Below are 25,151 nucleotides of genomic sequence, written 5' to 3' on the forward strand. Positions count from 1 at the left end.
AGGGTTGTCGTAGACTACGACGTTGATAGGCAGGGTGTGTAAGCGTTGTGAGGCGTTGAGCTAACCTGTACTAATTGCCCGTGAGGCTTAACCATACAACACCCAAGGGGTTTTGATGGACTCAATGAAAGAACATTGAATGTGTAAGAACAAAAACAGCTTTCCAGATTAAAGAATTTGCTTGGCGACCATAGCGTTTTGGACCCACCTGACTTCCATGCCGAACTCAGAAGTGAAACGAAATAGCGCCGATGGTAGTGTGGGGCTTCCCTATGTGAGAGTAGGACATCGCCAGGCTTTAAATTTGAAAAAGCCCACTCGAAAGAGTGGGCTTTTTTGCGTTTCTGGGTTTTGAAAATTACCTAAGCACTCAGAACTCAAAACATCTATCGTTATGGTGTAATGTATTTACTCTCTGCCACTTTCCAAAAAGCCTTCACTAATGGATTCTCTAACTGATTTTTGGTACAGCAGACACCAAGTTCAAACGGCTTAATTGGTAACACTTTTAAGCGATTTATCTTCTCTCTCACCGGACTATTGCTGATCACGACATCAGGTGCTATACCTACACCGCATCCTAGTGCAACCATACTTACGATGGCTTCATGCCCTGACGTTTGCGCGTAGATATTCGGCTTTATTTTCATTCGTTTGAGCCAAGTATTGGCTCTATCTCTTGCTGTCCCTGCTTCTGGGAGAATGAATGGAATGACTGACCAGTTTGGTCTTTCTTTTTGTAGCTCTTCCGCAAATGAACTCACGCCGACAGGAGCGATGACAGAAAGCGGTATTTCACTGATCGTTTCAAATGCGATTTTGCTTGGCATCTGCTCAGATTTGGCTGAGATGGCAATATCGGCTTCATCTGCTAAAATTTTGTCGATCGCTTGAGCTGGATCGCCGGTTGATAGCTTAAATTCGATAAAAGGATGCTGAAGACGAAAATCAGAGATTAACTCTGGCAGGTGGCTGTAGCTTGCAGTAACCGAACAAAATAGACGGATTTCTCCTTTCAATTCGTCCTCTGCTCCCTTTAGGTGACTTTGGTACTGCTGCCATTCGCCAAGAATTTTTAAGGCGACAGGAACCAGTTTTTTGCCTTGGCTCGTTAAATCAACGCTGCGATTGTCCCGCAAAAATAATTGTTGGCTAGTTTCTTCCTCTAGCTTTTGTATTTGTCTGCTCAAGGCTGAAGGACTCACATGCATCGCTGCTGCGGTCTTAGCGAAACTTTTACTCTCACACAGATGAATAAAAAGTTGCAGGCTTTTGATATTCATTAAATCTTCATTTCCATGTTGCACAAATTGCAATAACTAATTGTGAATATATCACTTTAAGCAATTTAATGTCTGTTTTAGTATGAAGTTATTCGGTAAGGCAATTACCGACCTCAATGGAAGAATCTCAAAGGAGCACCCAGATGGCTAATTATTTCAATACCTTAAACTTGCGCGAGCAGTTGGACCAATTAGGTCGTTGTCGCTTTATGGACCGTAGCGAATTTGCTTCAGAAGCGGATTACTTAAAAGGCAAGAAAGTGGTCATCGTAGGTTGTGGTGCTCAAGGTCTTAACCAAGGTCTGAATATGCGTGACTCTGGTCTAGACGTTGCTTATGCGCTTCGCCAAGCAGCGATTGATGAGCAACGCCAGTCATTCAAAAACGCAAAAGACAACGGTTTTGAGGTAGGTAGCTACGAAACGCTAATTCCACAAGCTGACTTAGTAGTAAACCTTACTCCTGATAAGCAGCACACAAACGTTGTTGAGACGGTAATGCCGCTAATGAAAGAAGGCGCAGCACTGGGTTACTCTCACGGTTTCAACGTTGTTGAAGAAGGCATGCAAATCCGTAAAGACCTAACGGTAGTAATGGTTGCACCTAAATGTCCGGGTACGGAAGTTCGTGAAGAATACAAGCGTGGTTTCGGTGTTCCAACTCTTATCGCTGTTCACCCAGAGAACGACCCAAAAGGTGAAGGTTGGGATATCGCGAAAGCTTGGGCTGCAGCAACAGGTGGTCACCGTGCAGGCTGTCTAGAGTCTTCTTTTGTTGCTGAGGTGAAATCTGACCTAATGGGTGAGCAAACTATTCTTTGTGGCATGTTGCAGGCTGGTTCTATCGTATGTTACGAGAAGATGATTGCTGACGGTATCGAACCTGGCTACGCAGGCAAGCTTCTTCAATACGGCTGGGAAACGATCACGGAAGCTCTGAAGTTTGGTGGTATCACTCATATGATGGATCGCCTAACTAACCCTGCGAAAGTGAAAGCATTTGAGCTTTCTGAAGAGCTAAAAGAGCTGATGCGTCCGCTATACAACAAGCACATGGATGACATCATCACAGGTCACTTCTCTAGCACGATGATGGCTGACTGGGCAAACGACGATGCGAACCTACTAGGCTGGCGTGCAGAAACGGGTGAAACCGCTTTCGAAAACTACCCAGAAACTGACGTAGAAATCTCTGAGCAAGAGTACTTCGATAACGGTATCCTGATGGTTGCTATGGTTCGTGCGGGTGTTGAGCTAGCATTCGAAGCAATGACGGCATCTGGCATCATCGATGAGTCTGCTTACTACGAGTCTCTACACGAGCTGCCACTTATCGCAAACACTATCGCACGTAAGCGTTTATACGAGATGAACGTGGTTATCTCTGATACGGCTGAATATGGTAACTACCTATTTGCTAATGTAGCAACGCCGCTACTGCGTGAAAAATTCATGCCTTCTGTTAGTACAGACGTCATTGGTAAAGGTCTAGGTGAAACGTCTAACCAAGTGGATAACGCGACTCTTATCGCTGTGAATGAAACAATCCGCAACCACCCTGTAGAATATATCGGTGAAGAACTACGTGGTTATATGACAGATATGAAGCGCATCGCGGTTGGTGGCTAATTTTCTTTGCTTCAAAGTAGAGAAAATATTAAATGAACTCTGGCCAGACTGGAGTCGATAAATACAAAAACACAACATCTAATCAAAAGGCTTGGTCGCCGTTGACCAAGCCTTTTTGTTTTTAGCCGATTTATCTGCGCGCCGATAAGAAAAACGCTCCTTTGTGAGGAGCGTTTTAACACTTATTTTTCTGCAAGCTTCTCTTCAAGCTCCGCCAATTTCTGTTCCATTTCTGTTAGCTTTTGACGTGTACGTAGTAAAACTTGAGTTTGAACATCAAACTCTTCACGACTTACAACATCTAGCTTGTTTAGTTGGCCTTGGATTACTTGACGAACTTTCTGATCAACATCAGAGCCCAACTCTTTTACAGGTTGAGGCATTGAGTCGTGAATCTGTTTAGCAATTTGCTCTAATTTCTTTGGGTCAAACATAGTGGCTAAAACTCCTTTTGATTTGTCCTCATTTTAAGTAAATGATACGTGAAAGTCGCCATTTAGATGGCAAAAAAGAGAGCGGCAATAAAAAAGGTCACCGAAGTGACCTTTTTGAATGCCTTAAAAGCTTATCTGTTATCCGCTAATTCACGGTGGGCTGCTTTCGCTTCATCAACTCGTGCCAACTTCTCCAAGTCTTTGTCTTCAACAAATACTGGCAGTGGTTTGTGTTTTTCTGCTAGGTAGCTGTAAATCACAGGTAGTACGAATAGTGTGAACAATGTACCAATTGCTAGACCAGCAACGATGACGATACCGATACTGAAACGTTGCGCGGCACCTGCACCGGTAGCGTACATCAGCGGGATCAGACCTGCGATCATTGCTGCGGTTGTCATTAGGATAGGGCGAAGACGTACTTTCGCAGCCTCCATCACAGCATCAATACGAGACAGTTTATTATGTAACTGCTCTTCTTTGGCTACTTCACAGATCAAGATACCGTGCTTGGTGATCAGGCCGACCAGCGTGATCAAACCAACCTGCGAGTAGATGTTCATTGAGGCAGTACCCCACGCCAACGCGATCAAAGCACCACATATTGCTAGCGGTACAGATACCATGATGACAATAGGGTCGCGGAGTGATTCAAATTGAATCGCCAGAACGAGGAAGATGATCGCAAGTGCAAGACCAAAGGTTGCATACAAGGCACTACCTTCCGTTACAAACTGACGAGATTCGCCCATGTAATCGTGGTTATAGCCTGCAGGCAGTTTGGTTTGTGCGATGTCTTCAAACCAGTTAATTGCATCACCCATAGCAACGTTAGGCGATGGCACCGCACCTACCGTCGCGGAGTTTAGCTGGTTGAAGTGTGGCAAAGAGCGAGGCTCTGCTATCACATCAATCGTAATCAAGCTGCTTAGTGGGACGGCTTTACCATCAACAGAACGCACATAGTAGTTCTTCATCGACTCTGGGTTTAGACGCCATTTACGTTCAACTTGAGGAATCACTTCATATGAGCGGCCGTTAAGGTCGATACGGTTAACGTAACCATCAGCCATCATGGTGCTGAGAGTGATACCAATATCTTGCATGGTCACACCGTAGGCACCCGCTTTGTCTTTATCGATCTTAATCTTCATGGTTGCTGAATCGTAGTTCAGGTCTAGATCGGAATAGACAAACATTGGACTACTTGCAACATCGGTCAGGATATCGCTAGCGATAGTAAACAAGCTTTCGAAGCTATTTGGTGTCGTAATTACAAACTGGACAGGTAGGCCTGAGCCCGCACCAGGCAGTTCTGGCATTTGGAACGCAGTGACAGACATACCTGGGACACTTGAAACTAGGCCTCCCACACGTTTTGTGATTTCAGATTGACTTGCTTCTCGTTCACTCCATGGCTTCAATGTTGCTAGACCAAACGCTTGGTTTGAGTTCGGCACACCGTTAAATACCTGAGCGTATTCTACTTCTGGCTGATCAGAGAGAATCTTATTCACGTCATCCATGGTGTTTTGGATGTAGTCCAAGTTCGCGTTTGATGGTGCGGTACCCATCAGAACAACTACACCTTTATCTTCGGACGGCGCCAGCTCACTAGGAATAAACTTAAATAGAATCGGTAAGCTCGCAAATACAATTATCGCAAATGCAATTACAACAGGACGGTGAGCCATGACTGCTGTAAGCATTTTCTCATAGCGATTAGTCATGCCATCAAGGATATGATGAACTTTTTGCTCAAACTTGCTCGGTTTTTCATTCGCCTTCAGCATCTTTGAACACATCATAGGTGATAGCGTTAAAGCGATGATACCGGACACAAATACCGAACCTGCTAGCGTTAAAGCGAACTCTTTGAACAACGAGCCTGTAATACCGCCCATCAACGCGATTGGTGCGTATACCGCACCTAGCGTTAATGTCATCGCAATAACTGGCACTGCAATTTCACGCGTACCAATGATTGCTGCACGGAATGGTGACTCGCCTTCTTTGATATGACGATCCACGTTTTCTAGTACCACGATCGCGTCATCCACCACCAGACCGATGGCAAGTACCATCGCTAGTAGTGTCATTAAGTTCCAAGAGAAGCCCATTGCCTGCATAACCATCGCCACACCAATCAAAGAGAGTGGAATAGTGACGATAGGAATGATGACCGCACGGAACGAACCTAGGAACAGTGTGATCACTACAAGTACGATAATTGCCGCTTCAAGAATCGTTTTCACTACTTCGTGAATTGACTCGTTGATCGCAATGGTAGAGTCGTACATCACGTTCATTTTGATGTTACTTGGTAAGTTGCGCTCAAGTTGAGGTAATAATTCAAGCACATCAGCAGCGATGTTGATTGGGTTGGCACTTGGCGCGGCGTTGATTGCAGCAACAACTGCTTCTTGGCCGTTTGCACTTGCACGGTAAACGTCGTGACTCTTCTCAAGTGTTACCTTCGCGATATCACCTAAGCGAATAACGTCCCCTTCACCCGTTTTTACGACCAACGCTTCAAGCTCAGCGACGTTTGATACCTGAGTATCCGCGCTGCCGTTATAAAGCACGAACTCACCCGTCGCTTGACCCGTCGCAGATTGGTAGTTGTTGGCGTTAAGAACGCTCATCACATCCGTTGCAGTCAGCTTTAATGCGCCCATTTTTGCTGGATCTAGCCATACGCGCAGCGCGTATTTCATACCACCGTAAAGGTCGACTTTTGATACACCATTTACAGTGAATAGCTGTGGGTTGATTACACGCTCAAGGTAGTCGGTGATCTGGCTGGAAGACAACTCGTCACTGGTAAAACCAATATACAATACCGCGGTAGTTGAACCAGTCGACATCGTTACAGTCGGGTCTTCAGCTTCTTTTGGAAGCTGGGAACGTACCGAGTTAGTTTTCGCTAAGATGTCAGCCAATGCTGCGTTCGGGTCGGTATTCAACTTCATGTTGACGGTAATGGTTGATTTACCTAACACCGATTGCGAGGTCATATAATCAATATTATCGGCTTGCGCCACCGCTTGCTCCAATGGCTGAGTAATAAAGCCCTGGATCAAGTTGGCACTTGCACCGTAGTAACTGGTGGTCACGGTGACCACTGTATTCGTCATTTCAGGGTATTCACGAACTTGCATTTTGAACACGGCTTGCAAACCAAGCAATGCAATCAAAAAACTGATCGATACCGCTAAAACTGGACGTTTTATAAAAACATCTGTAAAGCGCATGATGCCTCCAACTTAAAGCATTGGTGTTTCAGCAGGTGGGGTAGTTGCATCGCTTTCGACAATGCTTACTTTTGCGTGGTTACTTAAACGGACTTGGCCCGATGTCACCACTACATCACCTGGCTTCACGCCTTCTAGAATGTGTGCGATATCTTTAGAGCGTTCGCCAACTTTTACCACATGCTGCTTAACGCGTTTCTCGCCATCTTCTTCCGTTACGATGTAAACATTGTCGCCGTATAGCGTAAACGTGATCGCAGTTTGAGGCAGAGTGACCTGATTTTCTAATTTAGGCAGAATGATGTTTGCACGTGCGAACATACCACTACGCAGTTTGCCATCACTGTTAGGGATATCTGCTTGAACCTGAATCAAACCACTTTGTACGTTAACCGCAGGCTCAATTGCAGAAATTGAACCTTTGAAAGGCTGATCTGGGTAGGCATCCACGAAGATATCCACTTCTTGGTCGATATTGATACGTGAAATATCGGTTTGCGGCACGGTAAAGCGTAAGCGCATCACGCTGGTGTCTTCCAGGCGAACAATATCGGTACCCGCTTGTAGGTACTGACCTAGATACACGTTACGAATACCTACTACACCATCAAATGGCGCTTTGATCTCGCGTCGGTCGATGGTCGCTTTCAAGCTTTCAATGTCCGCTTTTAAGGAGAAGTAGTTCGCTTCTGCTTCGTCATACGCTTCTTTAGAAATAGAGCCTTTTTTAAATAGCCCTTGGTAGCGTTTGTATTTCGCTTCTGCTGCTGGCAACTTGGCTTGCGAGCTCTTTAAATTCGCTTTCTCAACGTCAGAGTCAAGCAGTACTAATGGCTGACCTGCTTTGACTTGAGTGCCGGAATCAAATGCGATTTTGTCGATAACACCACTGGTTTCGTTTGCGACCGTCACACCTTGGTTTGGTTCGATAAAACCGATAGCCTCGATCACTGGTACCCAATCAACCGCTTGTACTTCCGTCACGGTTACTGGGAACTCAGGTTCAGGACGGTTTGCCATGTATTCAGCAATCTTTTGTTGCTTAAATAAATTGAAACCTATCACGCTGCCGAACAAGAGAACGGCGATAAGTAACATAAAGAAAGTCCACTTTTTCATTCTATTAAGAACTCCAAGTTAGTGTTTAATAATTGCATCCCAACTGGCTTCAATAGCAGCTTCTAATGCCGCCTTATCCAGTTGATAAAATCCCAAAGCGTGTTTCCTAGCAAGTGCAACACTTGCCTCAAAACTCAACCCAGAAAGCACTTCGTTATCGAGAGGCTTGAATACGCCCTCTTCTTTCCCCTGATTAAAAAGAAGATCTACTTGGGCAAACATTTGTCTTTCAAGTTCCCGAGCTTTGCTACTATTTGAACAGGGTAGAGACTCATATTGAACTCGATTGCTGAGCGCATTTAAATTCGAGCTCGCTAGATTCCAAATATTGAGCCACATGGTTCGATATCGCTGTTTTAAAGGCATCTCTTCACTCACGCCCAGTTGCACAGCCGTAGCGACGCGCTTTGCAACGTTAAGGCGTAACTCCTCCAAAAGATGTTCTTTATCTGAGAAATAACGATAAATCGTTCCTGCTGCGACACCTGCTTCATTGGCGAGCTTTTGCATGGAAAGCCCTTGAAAGCCCGATTCAGCAATGAGTTGCTCTGCAGCGACTAAGATTTGTTCTCGCTTATCTACAGCAGGGTTATCCTTCATAATCCCACCACTAGTGAATGAACGTTCATTCATTATAGCTCAAAAACCCGCCTTTTATGCAACAGAATGTTGCGCTTGTTGGTATGAAAATTACAAGAAATCAGCGTAGCTTTCACGAGGCCACCCCTTTATCATAGGCGCCACATTTATCACCCGCAGAGAATTTCTATGAAGCTGAACCCTAGTCAAGATGAAGCCGTGAAATACGTGTCTGGTCCATGCCTAGTGCTAGCTGGTGCTGGCTCGGGCAAAACTCGTGTTATTACCAATAAAATCGCTTATCTGGTTCAGCAATGTGGCTACAAAGCGCGTAATATTGCAGCGGTGACGTTTACCAACAAAGCGGCGCGTGAAATGAAAGAACGTGTCGGCCAAACGTTGGGGAAAGCTGAGTCTAAAGGTTTGATGGTATCAACGTTCCACACCTTGGGATTAAACATCATCAAACGCGAATACAAGCATTTAGGATTGAAAGCGGGCTTTTCACTGTTTGATGACCAAGACCAACTGGCGCTACTCAAGGAACTTACCGAAAAGCAGCTTGATGGTGATAAAGACCTGCTACGTCAGCTTCTGAGTTGTATTTCCAATTGGAAAAACGACATGTTGACGCCAGAGCAAGCCAAAGCGCGTGCGCAAGGTGAGCAGCAGCAATTGTTTGCGTTCTGCTTTGATATGTACCAAAAGCAAATGAAAGCCTATAACGCGCTCGATTTTGATGACCTAATTTTGATGCCCGTCTTACTCTTGCGCAATCATGAAGACGTTCGTCAACGTTGGCAGAACCGTATCCGCTATCTGTTGGTCGATGAGTACCAAGATACCAACACGAGTCAATATGAATTGGTGAAATTAATCGTCGGTGAACGTGGGCGATTGACGGTCGTAGGAGATGATGACCAGTCCATTTATTCATGGCGTGGTGCGAAGCCTCAGAACCTAGTCTTGCTGGGTGAAGATTACCCGAATTTGCGATTGATTAAGTTGGAGCAAAACTACCGCTCTACGAGTCGAATCCTGCGTGCGGCCAACATTTTGATAGCCAACAACCCTCACGTCTATGAGAAGTCCTTATTTTCAGAAATTCCTGACGGTGAAAAACTCAAAGTGTTGTTGGCTAAAAATGAAGAGCATGAGGCTGAGCGTGTCACGGGGGAGTTGATTGCACACAAATTTTTGAATCGAACCGACTATCGTGATTACGCAATTTTGTACCGTGGTAACCACCAATCGCGCTTAATTGAAAAGTCTCTGATGCAAAACCGTGTGCCGTATAAAATTTCTGGCGGCACCTCGTTTTTTGCACGAGCAGAAATTAAAGACATCATGGCGTATTTGCGTGTTTTGGTTAATCCAGATGACGACAATGCATTCTTACGTATTGTGAATACACCACGACGTGAAATTGGCCCAGTAACGTTAGAAAAGCTAGGCAGTTATGCCAATATGCGTGGGAAGAGCCTGTTTGAGTCGAGTTTTGAAATGGGGCTCGAACAGCACTTAACGGGACGCGGCCTGGAAAATTTACGTCGTTTCACCCAATGGTTAGTGGCGATTGCTGACCAAGCTGAGCGTGGTGATACCGTCGAAGCGGTTCGCTCCTTGGTTCGCGATATCCATTACGAAGATTGGCTATACGAAACTTCAGCGAGCCCGAAAGCCGCTGAAATGCGAATGAAGAACGTTTCTGATCTTTACTCGTGGATAGTGGCGGACCTAGAAGGTGACAACTACGATCAAGAAGAGAAAACGTTAAAAGAAGTCGTTCAACGTTTGACCTTGCGTGACATGATGGAACGTGGCGAAGAAGATGAAGACAGCGATGCAGTACAACTGATGACGCTGCACGCATCAAAAGGCCTTGAGTTCCCATATGTATACTTAATTGGGTCTGAAGAAGGTATTTTACCGCACCAAACCAGTATTGATGAAGACAACGTCGAAGAAGAGCGTCGTCTGATGTATGTTGGCATTACCCGTGCGCAGCGTGAACTGACTTTCACTATGTGCAAAGAGCGTCGACAGTTCGGCGAGTTGATCAAACCGACTCAAAGCCGCTTTTTGGATGAGCTGCCATTTGATGACGTTGAATGGGAAGCCAATAAAAAGCCAGTATCAGCAGAAGAGCGTATGGCGAAAGGTCAGGCACACATTGCCAATATTCGAGCAATGTTTAAGAAGTAGAGTAACCTTGTGTTCACTGACTAAAAACAAAAAGGCTTGCCAGTTGGCAAGCCTTTTTCGTTGATGTCTTTACTTATAGACCTTCAATCATGTGGTCGATTGCTGCGATGATTTCATCGTCAGAACAGTCCATACAGGTTCCTTTGGCAGGCATCGCATTGAAGCCTTCTAACGCGTGCTTCACTAACGTCTCTTTGCCTTGTGCAATACGCGGTGCCCAGTCATCGGCATTACCCGTTTTAGGTGCGCCGTTTACACCAGATGCGTGACAAGCAATACAAAAAGTACCATAAACTGTGGCGCCATCACGTGGACCGGTTGGTTCTTCTTTCACTGGCTCAGAACCCGCTAGATAAACATCACCGACAGGTTGGATGCGTTCTGCGATCGCATCGTATTCAGTTTGGCTGATGTCAGAAGCTAAAGCTGCCGTAGAAAACGTTAAGGCAGCGAACAAAACGCTAATCATTTGTCGAGACATATCCATTAAACCCACTTCACATTCCCGAGGTAAGTGACTTACCTATTTATATAGTTAGAGTATTAATGCCGAGCAGAGAAATCACTAAATTCCACTGAATGGCATAGAATGATTAGACAACTTGGTTGCAGCTGTTAAATCAATGTAAATAATGGGTGATTATATCCCGATAACTTGTTGCAATAAACAACAAGTTATCCATGACAGGGCGTGAATCACATCAAAAATTCAGTTTAAAGGAAGATAACTGTCGAAAAAGAGACCAAACGATAAAAAAAGTAAAAAAAGTACTAGACGGCATAGTGTGATATCCGTATTATTCCACTCCGCCGATAGGGCATGCGCCCGTAGCTCAGTTGGATAGAGCGTTGGCCTCCGGAGCCAAAGGTCGAAGGTTCGAATCCTTTCGGGCGTACCATTGCCTCGGAGGATACATCGGTAAAAATCAGTGGTGGCTATAGCTCAGTTGGTAGAGCCCCGGATTGTGATTCCGGTTGTCGCGAGTTCAAGTCTCGTTAGCCACCCCATTCTTTCTTTTTTAGATTGAATGCGGTAGCATTGCTCCCAATCTTGATTAAATCAAGATAAAACATCGTCGGTGAATAGCGCAGTTTGGTAGCGCATCTGGTTTGGGACCAGAGGGTCGGGGGTTCGAATCCCTCTTCACCGACCACTATTTAGTTTATGGCTGAGATAGCGGTAAACATGACAATTTGATGGTGGCTATAGCTCAGTTGGTAGAGCCCCGGATTGTGATTCCGGTTGTCGCGAGTTCAAGTCTCGTTAGCCACCCCATTCTTTATTTAAAGAATATATGCTCGGTGAATAGCGCAGTTTGGTAGCGCATCTGGTTTGGGACCAGAGGGTCGGGGGTTCGAATCCCTCTTCACCGACCACTATTAGAAAGCCTGCTTTTTAGCAGGCTTTCGTCGTTTTAGAGTTTATGATCTCGCTTGGACTGTATTAGTCGGCAACGTATCAATGGATTTGAACCCAAGGGGTTCGCCTGAAGTTAGAATTCGGCTCTTCACCGACCGCTATTTAGAGCCCCAGTCGAAAGACTGGGGCTTTTTTGCATCTATCCTCTTAGAAAGAATCTGCATTCGATTTCAATTTCACCAAAAGTGTACAGCTCTAGGGGCTTTTGACCACCTATGATCCAAATGCTTTTCGAGCTGACAAAATAAACCCCAGAACGACGTCTGGGGTTTTGTGTTTTTCTAATCCACTACTTTTATTGGGCGAGTGTTTTAAGGATTTCTCTCAGCTCTACCGTTTCTTGGATTTCAAAATTTGGCGTTATATTTGTTGAGTTACTTGCGCCTGTCGCATTTACCCACACACTCAAAATGCCCATATTGTTAGCGCCTGCTATATCTGCTGGTAAAGAGTCGCCAATGTGTAGGGCTTCTTCTGGTTTTACTTCGACCAAGTCGAGCGCTTTTTGGAAAATGCTCGCAGCGGGCTTCTCTTCAGGCTCTTCTCCCCCCACAATAATATGGTCCACCCAGTCGCTCATCTGTGTCGCGCTGAGTTTAGGGTGTTGAGAAAAAATCGGGCCGTTAGTGATCACGACGAGTTTATAATGCTGACGAAGGTCGCTGAGCATTTCTTTTACACCAGGGAAGAAAGTGAACGCGCCCATACGTGCAGAGTCAAAGTAGTCTTGAGCTTGTTGAGCCTCTTCGGCATTAATGCTGACTCCGTGCTCCGCCAATATGTTTTGGATCAGGCCACAACGGAACGCGTTTTCATCAGGTAGCAGAGCCACAAGGTGAGGGAATTCCGCATTCAGCTTCTTGTACACACCCTGTAAGTAGCGCTGTAAAAAAGCTTGTGGTTCGGTAACTTGCGGGTAGGTCTTATGAATCCAAGTCGTAAACTTTTGTCCTGCAACTTTATCGGCTTGTGACGTCGCACATAAAGTCTCGTCCATATCAAAAAAAATCGCTTTAAGCACAGGGGCTCCTTTCATTTACAGCTTGGCTCTAACATTGATTATCTATTATCCCACTCTCAATTGTGCCGTAAAGGGTTAAAACCGACGTGTTTCACCTACAATGGGAGAGTGATGGTAACCGCACTTTCTTTTGTTTAGTCAACAAACCGCTTAAGCGGCGCATAATCGTCGTCGACAGAGGATTTGTGTGGTTTTGCTGTTGTGTTCACGTTTTAGCCTATCCTTTCTCTTTCTAAGTTTGGCTTTTTATATTTGCCGACTATTTTATTAATAGTTTTTTATGTTGAAAAATTGCTTTTCGCATACGATATTGTTTGTTAAATGTTAATAATCGCACATGAATAGTATGGTTAATGGTTCTGGTTGGCCCATGCTTATTTTTAGAGCATTTTTCTAGTTTTATTGGTGCATGGCGCACAAAAATAGTGTGATATGAAAATGGTTAAATACTTGTTAATGCATTTTTATTCGCTCATTGTGCGTTTATTTAATGTTTTCTCGGCGGAATATACTTTAATTGTTGCTTTTTTGTGTGATTTTTGCCAAATTGTTTCCGCATTAAGATTTCAGAGTATTATTCTGAATTTGAACGGATTCATTCAGGTGATGAATGGTGCCTTTGGCGCGATTCGATACCACAGACAAGGCAGTAGAGGTCTGAAATGTCACTATTAGAAGTGAAAAACCTTCGTATTGAATACCCATCCCGACACGGCGTTCACGCTGCCGTGAAGTCACTTTCTTTTCATATTGAACGTGGTGAAATCGTGGGTGTTGTTGGCGAATCAGGTGCGGGTAAATCCACCGTTGGTAACGCCGTTATTGATTTGCTTAGCCCTCCAGGTCGCGTTGCTAGCGGCGATGTTTTCTTGGATGGAGAAAAAATTTCTGGTTTATCACCAGAAGCGATGCGTAAGGTTCGCGGATCGAAGATTGGTTTTATTTTCCAAGATCCAATGACCTCACTTAACCCACTTTTTACGGTTGAGCAGCAACTGAAAGAGACGATCCACGCCAACATGAAAGTCTCTGATGAAGAGGCGTATCAGCGTGCGCTTTCTCTAATGCAGCAAGTTGGCATCCCGCAGCCAGAAAACCGCTTAAAACAATACCCACACCAATTCTCTGGTGGTATGCGTCAGCGTGTCGTCATTGCGATTGCTTTGGCTGGTGAGCCAGATCTGATCATCGCCGATGAGCCAACCACTGCACTGGACGTATCAATCCAAGACCAAATCCTCAACTTGATCCGAGAATTGTGTATCAAGAATAATGTCGGCTGTATGCTGGTTACTCACGATATGGGTGTGGTCTCCAACGTCACTGACCGCGTCGCGGTAATGTATCGTGGTGACTTGGTGGAGTTTGGGCCAACAGCCAAAGTGTTGGGCGACCCTGATCACTCCTATACTCGCAGCCTAATTTCAGCCGTTCCACGTTCAGACAGAAAGCTCGATCGCTTCCCTTTGGTCAGCTACATCGAAGAAGCGGCAGAAATGGAGCCACTCGACATCAAGAATCACTGGCTAGGACAAAGCCAGGATGAGCGCGAGTACACAGGCCCGCTCTTAGACGTGAAGAACGTTAATCTACGTTTTGTCACCAAAGACTCTTTATTTGAAAGCCGTCGCGAATACGTGCAGGCATCCAATAATGTGAGCTTTGAAGTGCATGAAGGCGAAACCTTTGGTTTAGTGGGTGAGTCTGGCTCTGGTAAATCAACCATTGCGCGAGTTATTGCTGGTTTATATCAACCTAACTCTGGTCAGGTGAAGTTTGAGGGTATTGACCTGACAGCTTTAACCTCTGAGAAAGAACGCCGCCCAATGCGTCGTCAAATGCAGATGGTGTTCCAAAACCCGTATACCTCAATGAACCCTCGTATGAAGGTATTCGATATTATTGCTGAGCCAATCCGTTTTCATAAACTGACGAAAAACGAGTCGGAAACTCGCCAAATCGTGAATGACCTTCTCGATCATGTTGGTTTGGGTCGTATGGCAGGGCTTAAGTACCCTCATGAATTCTCCGGTGGTCAGCGTCAGCGTATTTCTATTGCGCGTGCGTTGGCGACTCGTCCTCGACTTTTGATTTGTGATGAACCGACATCGGCACTGGACGTATCGGTACAGGCACAAATTCTAAACTTGCTGAAAGATCTGCAAAGTGAGCTGAACTTGACTATGTTGTTTATCAGCCACGATTTACCTGTTATTCGTCAGATGTGTGACCGAGTAGGTGTGATGCAAATGGGCACACTGTTAGAAGTGGCACCAACAGAACAGTTATTCACGGCACCTCAACACGAATACAGCAAAAAATTGATTTCTCTGATGCCGGAGTTTACTGGCTTGCGAGAAGAGATCGAAACGGCATAAACCAAGCACCTCGCTTGGCTAACCTTTAGTCATAACAAAGACGCAAACACAACAACAAGGGATCCGTATCCCCGCATGAAGGAGTTATGCAAATGAAAACCATGAAAAGCAAATTAGCAGTGGCGCTAATGGCGGCGGGCCTAAGCTTTAATGCACTGGCAGCAGATATCAAAGTTGGCTACGCAGCTGACCCAGTATCGCTTGACCCACATGAGCAGCTATCAGGTGGCACACTGCAAATGTCACACATGGTATTTGATCCGTTGGTTCGCTTTACTCAAAAAATGGATTTCGAACCTCGTCTAGCAGAGAGCTGGGAGCGCATTAACGACACTACCGTTCGTTTTAAATTGCGTGAAGGTGTGAAATTCCACTCTGGTAATACCCTAACGGCTGACGACGTTGTATGGACGTTTGAGCGTCTACAAAGTTCTCCTGATTTTAAAAACATTTTCGACCCGTACGAGAAAATCGTCAAAGTGGACGACAACACGTTCGATCTTGTAACCAAAGGTCCTTACCCACTAGTGTTGCAAACTGCAACGTACATTTTCCCTATGGACAGCAAGTTCTACACGGGTAAAACAGCAGACGGCAAAGACAAGTCTGAGCTAGTGAAGCACGGTAATTCATTCGCATCGACTAACGTTTCTGGCACGGGTCCATTCATTGTGACTTCACGTGAACAGGGCGTAAAAGTGGAATTTGAACGCTTTAAAGATTACTGGGACAAAGAGTCGAAAGGTAACGTTGATAAGCTAACGCTTGTTCCAATCAAAGAAGACGCGACTCGTGTAGCTGCGCTACTTTCTGGCGGCGTTGACATGATTCACCCGGTAGCACCAAACGATCACAAACGTGTGAAAGACGCAGACGGCATCGACCTAGTAACGCTACCTGGTACTCGTATCATCACGTTCCAACTAAACCAAAACAGCAACGAAGCACTGAAAGACGTTCGCGTTCGCCAAGCGATTGTTCACGCAATCAATAACGAAGGCATCGTGAAGAAAATCATGAAAGGCTTCGCAACGGCAGCTGGTCAGCAAAGCCCTGCAGGTTACGTTGGTCACGATGACAAACTGGTTCCTCGCTACGATCTGAAGAAAGCGAAAGAGCTGATGAAAGAAGCGGGTTACGAAAATGGCCTGACGCTAACTATGATCGCACCAAACAACCGTTACGTGAACGATGCGAAAGTAGCACAAGCGGCTGCAGCAATGTTGTCTAAGATCGGTATCAAGGTTGATCTGAAGACCATGCCAAAAGCGCAGTACTGGCCTGAGTTCGACAAGTGTGCGGCAGACATGCTGATGATCGGTTGGCACTCAGATACAGAAGACTCAGCGAACTTCAACGAGTTCCTAACCATGACTCGTAACGAAGAAACCGGTCGTGGTCAGTACAACTGTGGTTACTACTCAAACCCAGAAATGGACAAAGTGGTTGAAGCTGCGAACGTAGAGACGGACCCTGCGAAACGTGCAGAAATGCTGAAGGGCGTAGAAGCGACACTATACAACGACGCAGCATTCGTACCGCTACACTGGCAAAGTGAAGCATGGGGCGCGAAGTCTAACGTGAAAGCGGCAGATATCGTTAACCCAATGGTAATGCCTTACTTCGGTGACCTAGTGGTTGAATAATCACGGTTAGTCGACTTTGAGGAGGGATGGATTTCCCTCCTCAACTTAAAGCACTCGACTCAATTTTGTTTCAGTCGGATTGAGTTGGTTACTTAGACTGAATTTTCTCTCTAATTTAGAGATCTATGGATAGTTAAGGGGCAAGGAATGTTTTCGTTTCTGGTCAAGCGCCTGTTTCAGGCACTGATAGTGATGTTTGTGATCAGTTTGGTGGCGTTTGCCATTCAGGACAACCTGGGTGATCCGCTGCGTGAGCTTGTAGGTCAGTCGGTTTCGGAATCGGAGCGTCAAGCGCTACGCGACGACTTGGGCCTGAACGATCCCTTTATCACAAAGTACACGCGCTTTGTGGGTAATGCACTGCAAGGTGATTTGGGTACCTCATATTTTTTCAAGCGACCTGCGGTTGAGGTGATTCTCGACAAGCTGGTGGCTACATTAGAGCTCGTGTTTGGCGCGACGCTTATCATCATTGTTTTCTCTATTCCGCTTGGGGTGTACTCTGCGATTCATCCTAAGAGTGTTTTTACCAAATTTGTGATGGCGATGAGCAGTGTCGGTATCTCGATTCCGGTGTTCTTAACCGCAATCATGCTGATGTATGTCTTTTCAATAGAACTCGGTTGGTTGCCTTCCTATGGGCGGGGCGAGACCGCTAATGTGCTCGGTTGGGAATCTGGCTTCTTTACCATTGATGGTATCAAGCACCTCATCCTACCTTGTATTGCGCTAGCGTCTATCATGCTGCCGTTGTTCATCCGTCTGGTACGTTCAGAAATGCTGGAAGTACTGAGCTCGGAATACATTAAGTTCGCCAAAGCAAAAGGTTTGAACTTACAAAAAATTTACTACCAACATGCACTTAAGAACACCATGCTGCCAGTACTGACGGTAGGTGGCGTGCAGATTGGTACCATGGTGGCTTACACCATCCTAACCGAAACCGTATTCCAGTGGCCGGGTACAGGCTTTCTTTTCCTAGAGGCAATCAACCGTGTCGATACACCGTTGATTACAGCTTACGTTATCTTTGTTGGTCTGATTTTCGTGGTAACCAATACCATCGTTGATTTGCTGTACGGCATCATCAACCCAACTGTGAACTTAACTGGAAAAGGAGCTTAATCATGAGCCAATCAAATGTAACACCAGCTCCTGAAGCCGCTCCATCAGCATGGCAGCGTTTTAAAGAGTCGGACTTCTTGTATTACTTCAAGCGCGACAAAGTGGCGATGGCAAGTTTTACGGTCTTTATGATGTTCTTAGTGTTGGCATTAGCTGCGCCAATTCTAGCTCCGACTGACCCGTATGATCTGACGTCTATTGATATCATGGATTCAGAGCTACCACCGTCTTGGATGGAAGAGGGCGATGAGCGTTTTGTTCTTGGTACTGATGAGCAAGGCCGTGATATTTTATCGACCATTCTTTACGGTTCTCGTTTGTCTTTGACGATCGGCTTTTTAGCCGTCGGTCTTCAGTTGATTTTGGGTATCATCATTGGTTTGTCGGCGGGTTACTTCGGTGGTCGTATCGATAGCTTCTTGATGCGCTTTGCGGATGTTCAACTATCGTTCTCAACCATGATGGTGGCGATCATCGTATCGGCCATTTTCAAAGCCAGCTTTGGCAGCGATTTTTACAGCCAATATGCGGTGGTGATGCTGGTGGTGATCATCGGTGTGGCTGAATGGCCACAATACGCACGTACCATTCGTGCTTCAGTACTGGCTGAGAAGAAGAAGGAATACGTAGAAGCGGCACGAGTGATGGGCTTTAAAGCGCCACGCATTATGTTCCGTCACATCCTGCCAAACTGTCTATCACCAATCTTGGTTATCTCGACGGTACAGGTAGCGAATGCGATTATGTCGGAAGCGGCACTGTCATTCCTAGGTTTGGGTCTTCCTGTTGATCAGCCGTCACTAGGTGCGCTGATCAGCATCGGCTTTAACTACATCTTCTCAGGTGCGTGGTGGATTACTGCCTTCCCAGGCATCGTGTTGGTTACACTGGTTCTGGTTATCAACTTATTGGGTGACTGGTTACGAGATGTATTCAACCCGAAACTGTACAAAGGTTAAGAATTTTCCCGCCAAGCGTTGTAAATTCGCTTAATTCCTTCCTAAACTGAGAGCCGGATGCAAATTCCGGCTCTTTTTTTGCTAGTTATTCTTTGTTCACATTTTTTTGGCGCTTTGCCGCCATAATGACCTTACCCACTAATTTAGAGTGAAGTGTATGGAAATGAAGAAGGCACAACACCCATCTCGTATCTTCCGAGCAAGCCTAGCTTTCGGCTTGCTGCTGGTATGCGCTCAGTTTTCTAGCCCAGTATCGGCAGAGGAGTTCCTTTGCCAAGCTACTCAAGCCAGCGAGAAAGAACTGCCGATGCTTGAGAAAACGTGCCCAATTGGTAACGGAGTATGGGGAAAGAAAGTGCCGCAAGGAGGCAACTACCTCTACTGGATTCAATGCGGATTACTACCAAAGCCAATGTCACTCGCGAAAGCAAAGCCGCTTTACAGCAAGATTACGACCGACGTGTGGATGAAGCCGGAGTCCCAAGGTTATCGCTGTTTGATTGGGCCTTACAAAGATCTGTCTGATGCGAGGGGAGATTTGCGGGAAGTCAAAACCTTGTCGAATTACAAAGAGGCTTTCATCCGCGTGGTTGGAAAAGAGAATAAACAGTCTACGACACCATCTAAACCCGCTGTGCCGTCGAAATCAGCCGCATCTTCGGTTAAGCCAACACCGACGGTGACCCCGAAACCCGCGCCAGTTCCTGCCGTGCGAGCTGATACCGACGCCTTTACAGCGCCGGCAGAGAAGTCAAAGACCAAGGTAAAAAATACACGTGATAATTCTTCTTCCAAGCCTGTTGCTAAGACCAAAGCGAAGCCAGTTGTGAGCGGGAATGATGACATTGAAGTTCGGTTGAGAACCTCCTTACAAGGCAAAATGTACGTGGTGCCATATTTACTCGACCACCACAATCAGTTTTACATGGAATACGGCAAGCCGTGGAATCGTCTCAACTACGAAAACTCGCAAAAAGTATGTCAGCAACTGGGTATGAGCTTAGCCAGCCCTGCAGAATTCAAAGTGTTGAGGGCGTCTGGTGTGATGGAAAAAAATCAATGGCCACTGCAACTGCCGTATTGGGGCAAAGATAAGAAAGGTTTGTTCGCAGATCGTGAGCCAAACCAGCTCACCGGAACCTCATTATTGAACGTAGTGTGCGTGAAATAACGACTCAAATATTGCGGTCAAAAAGATAGAAGAAAGCCCCGAGTTCGGGGCTTTTTTGCGGTCTCAAATATTATCGCTATTTGAGTGGCGTTTCTTTGTGACAGTTAGAGCAGATATACACTTCTTTGATGCCGACCAAGCGTTCCCAAAGCGTTCTGCGTCTTCTACGCAAATGCACGCTATCACAGCAAGGGTTAACGATGGTTGCTTTAGTCATCATCGCCAGGCTCCAAAATCGGGAGCGAACTCGCGATGCTCGTCATGGCTTCTTTGTTGTGAGAGTACAGACCATATTCCGGCGCGGATTCATGACCGTTTTGCTCTTTACTCCAACGAATACCGATGTAGAAGTCACCAAAATCACGGTTGATGTAACGATGACGAGTTTTGTAATCTGACTCTGAGCCTGTTTCTTTTAGAATCAGCAGCTCACGGCCTTCATCACTCTGGATTTCCCAATTACCTGGAGTTTGGAATCCTGTTGGCATGAACGACGTGTAGTTGTAAGTATCAGCGTTGTACTCGTACGTACCTGACGAGTATTTCAGGACTTTGTCGTCGCCCGAGCCTTTACTTTCTACCATCAAGTCATGCTCTACCGTGCCGTGTTTGATGTGTTCTGCAACCGAAAGTGATTCTGCGAATGGTGTATTGCTTGAATCCATCCAGAACAGCTCATCATCTGAGATTTTAACGATCATCTGAGTGCCGTTATGCTCGGTTGTGTGCTGGTACAGCATTTCATACTCTTCGCCGTAGCTGTTGTATAGCTTGCCGTCTTTCAGCTCGACGTCTTCACAGTCTTTATTGTGGTATTCCGCGTAACCAGTTTGTTGGTCCAGATCGGAAAGAATAGCGTAGGCATCGTGTTCCCATGTGTTTTCTAGGAAGTCGCTGATGCTCGCTTTGTACTCTTGATTCATCTCATCATGGTTTGAGCCCCAGCAGAATAGTAGGCCTTCAGAGTCTTGCATCAACATGGCATAGCCAATTTCACCGTCTTTTTGCGCAAAGCTACCCATTTTCCACTCTTGACCGTTGAAGTGCTCGTGAGTGAAGCCCAAAGTCGGCACTACTGGTGGTGGCGTGACGCCTTCGATAACCGTTGGCATGCTGAGCGCAATCTGTACCGCGGTATGGCCATCTGTTGCGCTAATCGCAAGTGCTGCACCAGCTTCGCTCGCTTTTGTCGGTGTGCCTTTAATGGTGACAATCGCATTGTCATCCTCAGATACTGTTAGACCTTCAATGTCCACATAGTCCGCTGAGTAGTCGGTGATATGACCGTCTTTATCTTGGAACAAGCTAGAAATATCGAGCGTTTGTTCAAATACTTCACCTTGTTGTAGGTACCAACCATCAACGATGGACTGTAGATGCGCTTGTTCTGTTTCTACAACCATTGGTGGTAAGTTTGCTGATTCGATTTCGAACTTAAATACGGTGCTTACCGTACCCAAAACCTTACCTGAAGAATCAATGTCTTGCGCCGTTAGGACGATCTCAAAATCACCAGCTTTTTCTACGATAGCAGTCGGATATAGAACAATCAGGTTGCCAGTTTGTGCAACTTCAATGCCTGTGCCTGCTAAGTTGTGCGTCAGTTTGGTTGTCACAAGGTTTTGGTCTTTGTCTGTGAAAAGACCTTCGATGTTTAATTCAACGCCATCAAAGCCTGCGCCTTGTACGATTTTTGGTAACTGACCAAGCTTATCTTCAGCTGCTTCTTCGATGGTTTCGTTTACGGTTAGCTTGTTATTGATTGCCGTTTCAGGTGCTAAGTTGTCGCTATTTGGGGTCGCGTCAGTGATGATTGGGCGTAGGCTTGCATCATTGATGTTTTCGCCGGATGCGATAAGACGATCGACTTCTTGGTTTGCCGCTTGAGCAAATTCAGTGGCCTTTTTCTCGTAGTTAGCTGGGTTTTGCGCTTTTGAGTCGGTCAGAATCTGAGCGGTTTTATGTAGTTCGGCGTTTTTTGTCGCACCTTCAACAAAATCACTGTACAGATCAATTGGTGCTTCTTCTGAGCCTCCTAGCGCTTGGTTTACCTTGGCTTTTGCGTCTTCTTCACTAATGGATGGATCTTTTGCCATTTCAATCGCAACAAGGTCCGTGATAGGTGAAATCACGTTTGACGATGTTGGTGCACGGAACACGATTTCGTGGGCCATGGCTTGGCCTGGATGATCCATATCAACCGTGTATTTGCCAGCGTACTCTTTAGCATCCAAAGCGATAAGCTGTTTCTGCTTTGCACCGTTTGGTGTAATGGTCTGCAGCGCTAGAGTGCTTTCTGGTTTTGCATCCAATTTAAGCTGACCTTTCTCATCGGTCAGACCAAGGAATGTTTCTTGAGTGTCCCATTGGCCGTTGTTGTTCGTATCTTCAAAAACAACTGCATGTTTGAAGTAGCCGTCAAAGCCTGTGATCACAACACCGTTGTTAGCACTGTTTGAACCACCATCTGAACCGCCACAGCCAGTAAGAGCGATAGCCACTGACGCTGCTAATAAACTCACCTTATTCATTATTCATTTGTCCTTGTTTCGTTTCCGAATGAGAAAGTCGCTTTTTTATTGTTTTTGTCTTTCAATCTCACTAGTGAGATTGAAGAGAGTGGTGTCTTTTTAATGACTATTGAGCCTAGGTTCAAGACACGAAAAACCGCACAAAACCCGTAAAATTTATTTCTATTTTTTGTCTATGATGGAAAATGGATAATTTGATCACGGTTCCAGTTTTGTTTTTGGGATGATTGTTTTGTCAAAATAACCACCTGTAAAGAAAGGTTTATTGGGTGTTAATAAGGACTGGGGCGTGATAAATCATGTTGATCTTAAATTCCTCAACGCGATCAGCAAATTGAGGGTGAGGTTTAAGCACATAACTGTAGACTTCGCCTGGAATGAATATGTCGTAATCTGTGTATTCAAGGTTGTAAAACATAAATGTTCGTTGCCAGTAATCATCTGGCCATTCAGCACAATGTATTGGATTTATGCCGTCAAAATCCATTGAGCTAGAGATAATATCGGCAAACTCTCCTCGCCCCGCTACGATAGAGCTGTACCAGTAAAATAAATAATCATGACAAAATAGGTCATGTTGGTTTGATTTCATATTGAGATCAGAGTCCAGTTTGTGCACAGGTTCGTTACCCTGAACACTTCTATCAAATATGTAGTTGCTAGCAGTCCCGTTTATATAACCTCCTCCTGAAATGGGAAAGAGGTAGTCAAACAACGTTCCTTGATATTCGTACTCACCAGTGTGGACATTGATGCGTTTTTCCATCGATTGCTTGTTTTTTTGCATGGTGTAGCTTTCGAATTGTTTGCCATCAAATACGGTGGTGAAATAGTTCTGAGTCTCTTTATGAACCTGAGATGCGTATACCTTTTTGGTGGTCCAAATTTGGCGTACGCCGTGGACATAAACAATCAACGAGTCATCACTGATTTTGTACTCACCCACCTTTTTTAAGTCTCCCTTTTCAGGACACTGGTGTTTGTTGTTTGAGGCGGCATAACGTACCTCGTCATCCTCAAACTGAAACGCTTCGCAATACACCACTTCATACGCGTACGCGGTACCGCCAAGGTTTTGCGTCGTCTCCAAGCGATAGACAGTGTCGCCAATTAACGGGTGTTCCGTGTCATTGTGACCTGGAGTGACAACAGGCAACTCAAAACGTGTTGTGACCCACGCATGGTCGCTGTCGCCGTGGTAATCATCACGCGCCGCTACCGCCAGGTATGTGGTGGTTTTAATGTTCTCTGGTGCACCTAGCACCATCATTTGTCCTTGGTTTAGCACCCTTAATCCATTGGCGTTTTCGAGCCAAATCCGAGTGGTGAGGAGATCACCATCCGGGTCTTCAAACAGTTGGTTAAGATTGAGCGAATAGCTAATCGGAGAGTTTTGGTTGAGCTCCCAAGCATAAATAATGGTTTGTAGCTGTTGTTCCACCGTGAGGTTGATGATGGGTTTATTGTTCTCTGATGGGTCCTCTTTTGAGCGGCTGTCTTCATAACCCAATGACGAGTCGTAAAAAGAGCCGTCTTCTGTAGTATGAAATGGGTTCGTAATTGGCCCTGGTTGTCCTAAAATGGCAGAATTGAAGGCGTCATCATCGTCTTTTGTGTGGGCGTTCTCCAACGCAGAACCTGTCAACGCTTGCTTTACTTCAACTAAAGATGTGCGCTCATATTGACGATGTGTTCGCGTGGTTGATTGGCTCGTGCTGTCTGATGAGTCCGCCGCTGATGCCAAGCTGGATTCGTCTGACATGCAGTATACGCCGAGCAAACCAACGCAGATTGCGCCGATTATCCAAAACTTTTTGCATCTCATTACGCGTGCGCCATTCGTGATTGCAACCAGCTGCGAGAGAATTTTAGGTCTTTCTCTATTAAGCTTGCGCTGCACTCGAGCAGTTCACTGATTTCTTGGTTTTTCATTCCCATTAAATACTTGAGTTTGAGTGCACTTGATTGGCGTGGGTAACGGCTACTGAAGTTATCCAGCGCTTTATCCATGATGATCAATTGTTCGAAGCGATCTTCTTCATCTCTCATCAATGTGATGTGTTGACGCTTTTGTGCTTGGTGCGAGCGTGCGTTATCGATCAAGATTTGACGCATCACTTTGGCGGCCATCAAAAAGAAATCACGTTTTGTTTCAATTTCACTCATGTCGCAGTTGGACATCTTCAGGTAAGCATCATGAATTAATGCCGTGGTGCTGTTGACGCTATCGGCCAATACTTTGTTGTCGGTGCCGTACTTTTCCGCGTTTCGTTCACGCTCGTGTTGGGCGATCTTACGTAACTGCAAATACGCAAATTGGTAAAGCTCACTCTCAGCTTGTTTATCACCAGATTGCCATTGTTGAATGATTTGTGTCAGTGCTACTGCTGTTGCCATG

General features: G+C 45.6%; 18 protein-coding genes, 5 tRNA genes and 2 rRNA genes. 14 read left to right on the forward strand and 11 right to left on the reverse strand.

What is annotated here, in order from left to right; translation table 11 throughout:
* Together CBX98_RS04195 and rrf are read left to right on the forward strand one after the other, a co-directional pair.
* Positions 1-95, forward strand: a 23S ribosomal RNA gene (locus CBX98_RS04195); the annotation flags it as partial.
* A gap of 85 nt (positions 96-180) precedes the next feature.
* Positions 181-297, forward strand: a 5S ribosomal RNA gene (gene rrf / locus CBX98_RS04200).
* 95 nt (positions 298-392) lie between these two features.
* On the opposite strand, the gene ilvY is transcribed toward rrf, so the two are convergent.
* A complete protein-coding gene (ilvY, locus tag CBX98_RS04205) occupies positions 393-1,283 on the reverse strand; it encodes an HTH-type transcriptional activator IlvY (RefSeq protein ID WP_109168647.1) in 891 nt (296 codons plus the stop codon).
* A 143-nt stretch (positions 1,284-1,426) separates the two neighbouring features.
* Here ilvY and ilvC point away from each other — a divergent pair, with 143 nt between their 5' ends.
* Positions 1,427-2,911, forward strand: coding sequence for a ketol-acid reductoisomerase (gene ilvC, locus CBX98_RS04210; protein WP_109168648.1), 1,485 nt, complete (start codon positions 1,427-1,429; stop codon positions 2,909-2,911).
* Between the two features lie 182 nt (positions 2,912-3,093).
* Here the strand turns inward: ilvC and CBX98_RS04215 are convergent, their stop codons facing one another.
* The 4 genes from CBX98_RS04215 to CBX98_RS04230 all read right to left on the reverse strand — a co-directional run bounded on the left by CBX98_RS04215 (position 3,094) and on the right by CBX98_RS04230 (position 8,318).
* Positions 3,094-3,345 carry an accessory factor UbiK family protein gene (locus tag CBX98_RS04215; protein ID WP_005398178.1) on the reverse strand — a complete coding sequence of 84 codons (252 nt, stop codon included), beginning with the start codon at positions 3,343-3,345 and terminating at the stop codon, positions 3,094-3,096.
* 131 nt (positions 3,346-3,476) lie between these two features.
* Positions 3,477-6,599 carry a multidrug efflux RND transporter permease subunit VmeD gene (vmeD, locus tag CBX98_RS04220; protein ID WP_048624578.1) on the reverse strand — a complete coding sequence of 1,041 codons (3,123 nt, stop codon included), beginning with the start codon at positions 6,597-6,599 and terminating at the stop codon, positions 3,477-3,479.
* A gap of 12 nt (positions 6,600-6,611) precedes the next feature.
* Positions 6,612-7,718: a multidrug efflux RND transporter periplasmic adaptor subunit VmeC gene (gene vmeC, locus CBX98_RS04225; RefSeq protein ID WP_005398173.1), complete on the reverse strand. Its 1,107-nt coding sequence runs from the start codon at positions 7,716-7,718 to the stop codon at positions 6,612-6,614.
* Positions 7,719-7,736: 18 nt separating this feature from the next.
* Positions 7,737-8,318 carry a TetR/AcrR family transcriptional regulator gene (locus CBX98_RS04230; protein ID WP_005398171.1) on the reverse strand — a complete coding sequence of 194 codons (582 nt, stop codon included), beginning with the start codon at positions 8,316-8,318 and terminating at the stop codon, positions 7,737-7,739.
* A 168-nt stretch (positions 8,319-8,486) separates the two neighbouring features.
* Between CBX98_RS04230 and rep the strand changes: the two genes are divergently transcribed.
* Positions 8,487-10,502: a DNA helicase Rep gene (rep, locus tag CBX98_RS04235; RefSeq protein ID WP_109168649.1), complete on the forward strand. Its 2,016-nt coding sequence runs from the start codon at positions 8,487-8,489 to the stop codon at positions 10,500-10,502.
* A 73-nt stretch (positions 10,503-10,575) separates the two neighbouring features.
* On the opposite strand, the gene CBX98_RS04240 is transcribed toward rep, so the two are convergent.
* Positions 10,576-10,989 carry a cytochrome c5 family protein gene (locus CBX98_RS04240; RefSeq protein WP_012841248.1) on the reverse strand — a complete coding sequence of 138 codons (414 nt, stop codon included), beginning with the start codon at positions 10,987-10,989 and terminating at the stop codon, positions 10,576-10,578.
* A gap of 335 nt (positions 10,990-11,324) precedes the next feature.
* On the opposite strand from CBX98_RS04240, the gene CBX98_RS04245 reads away from it, so the two are divergent.
* From CBX98_RS04245 to CBX98_RS04265, 5 genes are all read left to right on the forward strand, one after another.
* Positions 11,325-11,401 (forward strand) — tRNA-Arg (locus CBX98_RS04245).
* Positions 11,402-11,434: 33 nt separating this feature from the next.
* A tRNA-His gene (locus CBX98_RS04250) sits at positions 11,435-11,510 on the forward strand.
* Between the two features lie 69 nt (positions 11,511-11,579).
* Positions 11,580-11,656, forward strand: a tRNA-Pro gene (locus CBX98_RS04255).
* Between the two features lie 46 nt (positions 11,657-11,702).
* Positions 11,703-11,778, forward strand: a tRNA-His gene (locus CBX98_RS04260).
* A 24-nt stretch (positions 11,779-11,802) separates the two neighbouring features.
* Positions 11,803-11,879, forward strand: a tRNA-Pro gene (locus CBX98_RS04265).
* Positions 11,880-12,217: 338 nt separating this feature from the next.
* Here the strand turns inward: CBX98_RS04265 and CBX98_RS04270 are convergent.
* A complete protein-coding gene (locus tag CBX98_RS04270) occupies positions 12,218-12,943 on the reverse strand; it encodes an HAD family hydrolase (RefSeq protein ID WP_109168650.1) in 726 nt (241 codons plus the stop codon).
* Positions 12,944-13,605: 662 nt separating this feature from the next.
* On the opposite strand from CBX98_RS04270, the gene CBX98_RS04280 reads away from it, so the two are divergent.
* The 5 genes from CBX98_RS04280 (at position 13,606) to CBX98_RS04305 (ending at position 20,222) form a co-directional block, all read left to right on the forward strand.
* Entirely contained in the window at positions 13,606-15,321 is a 1,716-nt protein-coding gene (locus CBX98_RS04280; protein WP_005379108.1) for an ABC transporter ATP-binding protein, read from the forward strand.
* 92 nt (positions 15,322-15,413) lie between these two features.
* Positions 15,414-16,967 (forward strand): ABC transporter substrate-binding protein, encoded by a 1,554-nt coding sequence (locus CBX98_RS04285; RefSeq protein ID WP_109168651.1) that lies wholly within the window; start codon positions 15,414-15,416, stop codon positions 16,965-16,967.
* A 147-nt stretch (positions 16,968-17,114) separates the two neighbouring features.
* Positions 17,115-18,092 carry an ABC transporter permease gene (locus CBX98_RS04290; protein ID WP_005379110.1) on the forward strand — a complete coding sequence of 326 codons (978 nt, stop codon included), beginning with the start codon at positions 17,115-17,117 and terminating at the stop codon, positions 18,090-18,092.
* Positions 18,093-18,094: 2 nt separating this feature from the next.
* Entirely contained in the window at positions 18,095-19,051 is a 957-nt protein-coding gene (locus CBX98_RS04295) for an ABC transporter permease (protein ID WP_005394358.1), read from the forward strand.
* A gap of 157 nt (positions 19,052-19,208) precedes the next feature.
* Complete coding sequence (locus CBX98_RS04305; protein WP_109168810.1) at positions 19,209-20,222, forward strand: SPOR domain-containing protein; 1,014 nt, start codon at positions 19,209-19,211, stop codon at positions 20,220-20,222.
* 76 nt (positions 20,223-20,298) lie between these two features.
* Here the strand turns inward: CBX98_RS04305 and CBX98_RS26265 are convergent, their stop codons facing one another.
* The 4 genes from CBX98_RS26265 to CBX98_RS04320 all read right to left on the reverse strand — a co-directional run bounded on the left by CBX98_RS26265 (position 20,299) and on the right by CBX98_RS04320 (position 25,150).
* On the reverse strand, positions 20,299-20,442 hold the full coding sequence (locus CBX98_RS26265) for a hypothetical protein (protein WP_012841245.1): 144 nt from the start codon (positions 20,440-20,442) through the stop codon (positions 20,299-20,301).
* Entirely contained in the window at positions 20,432-22,753 is a 2,322-nt protein-coding gene (locus tag CBX98_RS04310; RefSeq protein ID WP_109168652.1) for an acid phosphatase, read from the reverse strand. Before CBX98_RS04310 ends, CBX98_RS26265 begins: the two co-directional genes overlap by 11 nt.
* 262 nt (positions 22,754-23,015) lie before the next feature.
* Positions 23,016-24,578: a hypothetical protein gene (locus tag CBX98_RS04315; protein ID WP_109168653.1), complete on the reverse strand. Its 1,563-nt coding sequence runs from the start codon at positions 24,576-24,578 to the stop codon at positions 23,016-23,018.
* Positions 24,578-25,150: a sigma-70 family RNA polymerase sigma factor gene (locus CBX98_RS04320; protein ID WP_005394366.1), complete on the reverse strand. Its 573-nt coding sequence runs from the start codon at positions 25,148-25,150 to the stop codon at positions 24,578-24,580. Before CBX98_RS04320 ends, CBX98_RS04315 begins: the two co-directional genes overlap by 1 nt.
* Between the last annotated feature and the right edge of the window lies 1 nt (position 25,151).

This window comes from Vibrio sp. T9 (assembly GCF_003123985.1).
Classification (GTDB): Bacteria; Pseudomonadota; Gammaproteobacteria; order Enterobacterales; family Vibrionaceae; genus Vibrio; species Vibrio diabolicus.

Excerpts from the sequence above, each read along its gene's own strand:
- ilvY (WP_109168647.1), bottom strand. The coding sequence starts at position 1,283 with ATGAATATCAAAAGCCTGCAACTTTTTATTCATCTGTGTGAGAGTAAA.
- ilvC (WP_109168648.1), top strand. The coding sequence starts at position 1,427 with ATGGCTAATTATTTCAATACCTTAAACTTGCGCGAGCAGTTGGACCAA.
- CBX98_RS04215 (WP_005398178.1), bottom strand. The coding sequence starts at position 3,345 with ATGTTTGACCCAAAGAAATTAGAGCAAATTGCTAAACAGATTCACGAC.
- vmeD (WP_048624578.1), bottom strand. The coding sequence starts at position 6,599 with ATGCGCTTTACAGATGTTTTTATAAAACGTCCAGTTTTAGCGGTATCG.
- vmeC (WP_005398173.1), bottom strand. The coding sequence starts at position 7,718 with ATGAAAAAGTGGACTTTCTTTATGTTACTTATCGCCGTTCTCTTGTTC.
- CBX98_RS04230 (WP_005398171.1), bottom strand. The coding sequence starts at position 8,318 with ATGAAGGATAACCCTGCTGTAGATAAGCGAGAACAAATCTTAGTCGCT.
- rep (WP_109168649.1), top strand. The coding sequence starts at position 8,487 with ATGAAGCTGAACCCTAGTCAAGATGAAGCCGTGAAATACGTGTCTGGT.
- CBX98_RS04240 (WP_012841248.1), bottom strand. The coding sequence starts at position 10,989 with ATGGATATGTCTCGACAAATGATTAGCGTTTTGTTCGCTGCCTTAACG.
- CBX98_RS04280 (WP_005379108.1), top strand. The coding sequence starts at position 13,606 with ATGTCACTATTAGAAGTGAAAAACCTTCGTATTGAATACCCATCCCGA.
- CBX98_RS04285 (WP_109168651.1), top strand. The coding sequence starts at position 15,414 with ATGAAAACCATGAAAAGCAAATTAGCAGTGGCGCTAATGGCGGCGGGC.
- CBX98_RS04290 (WP_005379110.1), top strand. The coding sequence starts at position 17,115 with ATGTTTTCGTTTCTGGTCAAGCGCCTGTTTCAGGCACTGATAGTGATG.
- CBX98_RS04295 (WP_005394358.1), top strand. The coding sequence starts at position 18,095 with ATGAGCCAATCAAATGTAACACCAGCTCCTGAAGCCGCTCCATCAGCA.
- CBX98_RS04305 (WP_109168810.1), top strand. The coding sequence starts at position 19,209 with ATGGAAATGAAGAAGGCACAACACCCATCTCGTATCTTCCGAGCAAGC.
- CBX98_RS26265 (WP_012841245.1), bottom strand. The coding sequence starts at position 20,442 with ATGATGACTAAAGCAACCATCGTTAACCCTTGCTGTGATAGCGTGCAT.
- CBX98_RS04310 (WP_109168652.1), bottom strand. The coding sequence starts at position 22,753 with ATGAATAAGGTGAGTTTATTAGCAGCGTCAGTGGCTATCGCTCTTACT.
- CBX98_RS04315 (WP_109168653.1), bottom strand. The coding sequence starts at position 24,578 with ATGAGATGCAAAAAGTTTTGGATAATCGGCGCAATCTGCGTTGGTTTG.
- CBX98_RS04320 (WP_005394366.1), bottom strand. The coding sequence starts at position 25,150 with ATGGCAACAGCAGTAGCACTGACACAAATCATTCAACAATGGCAATCT.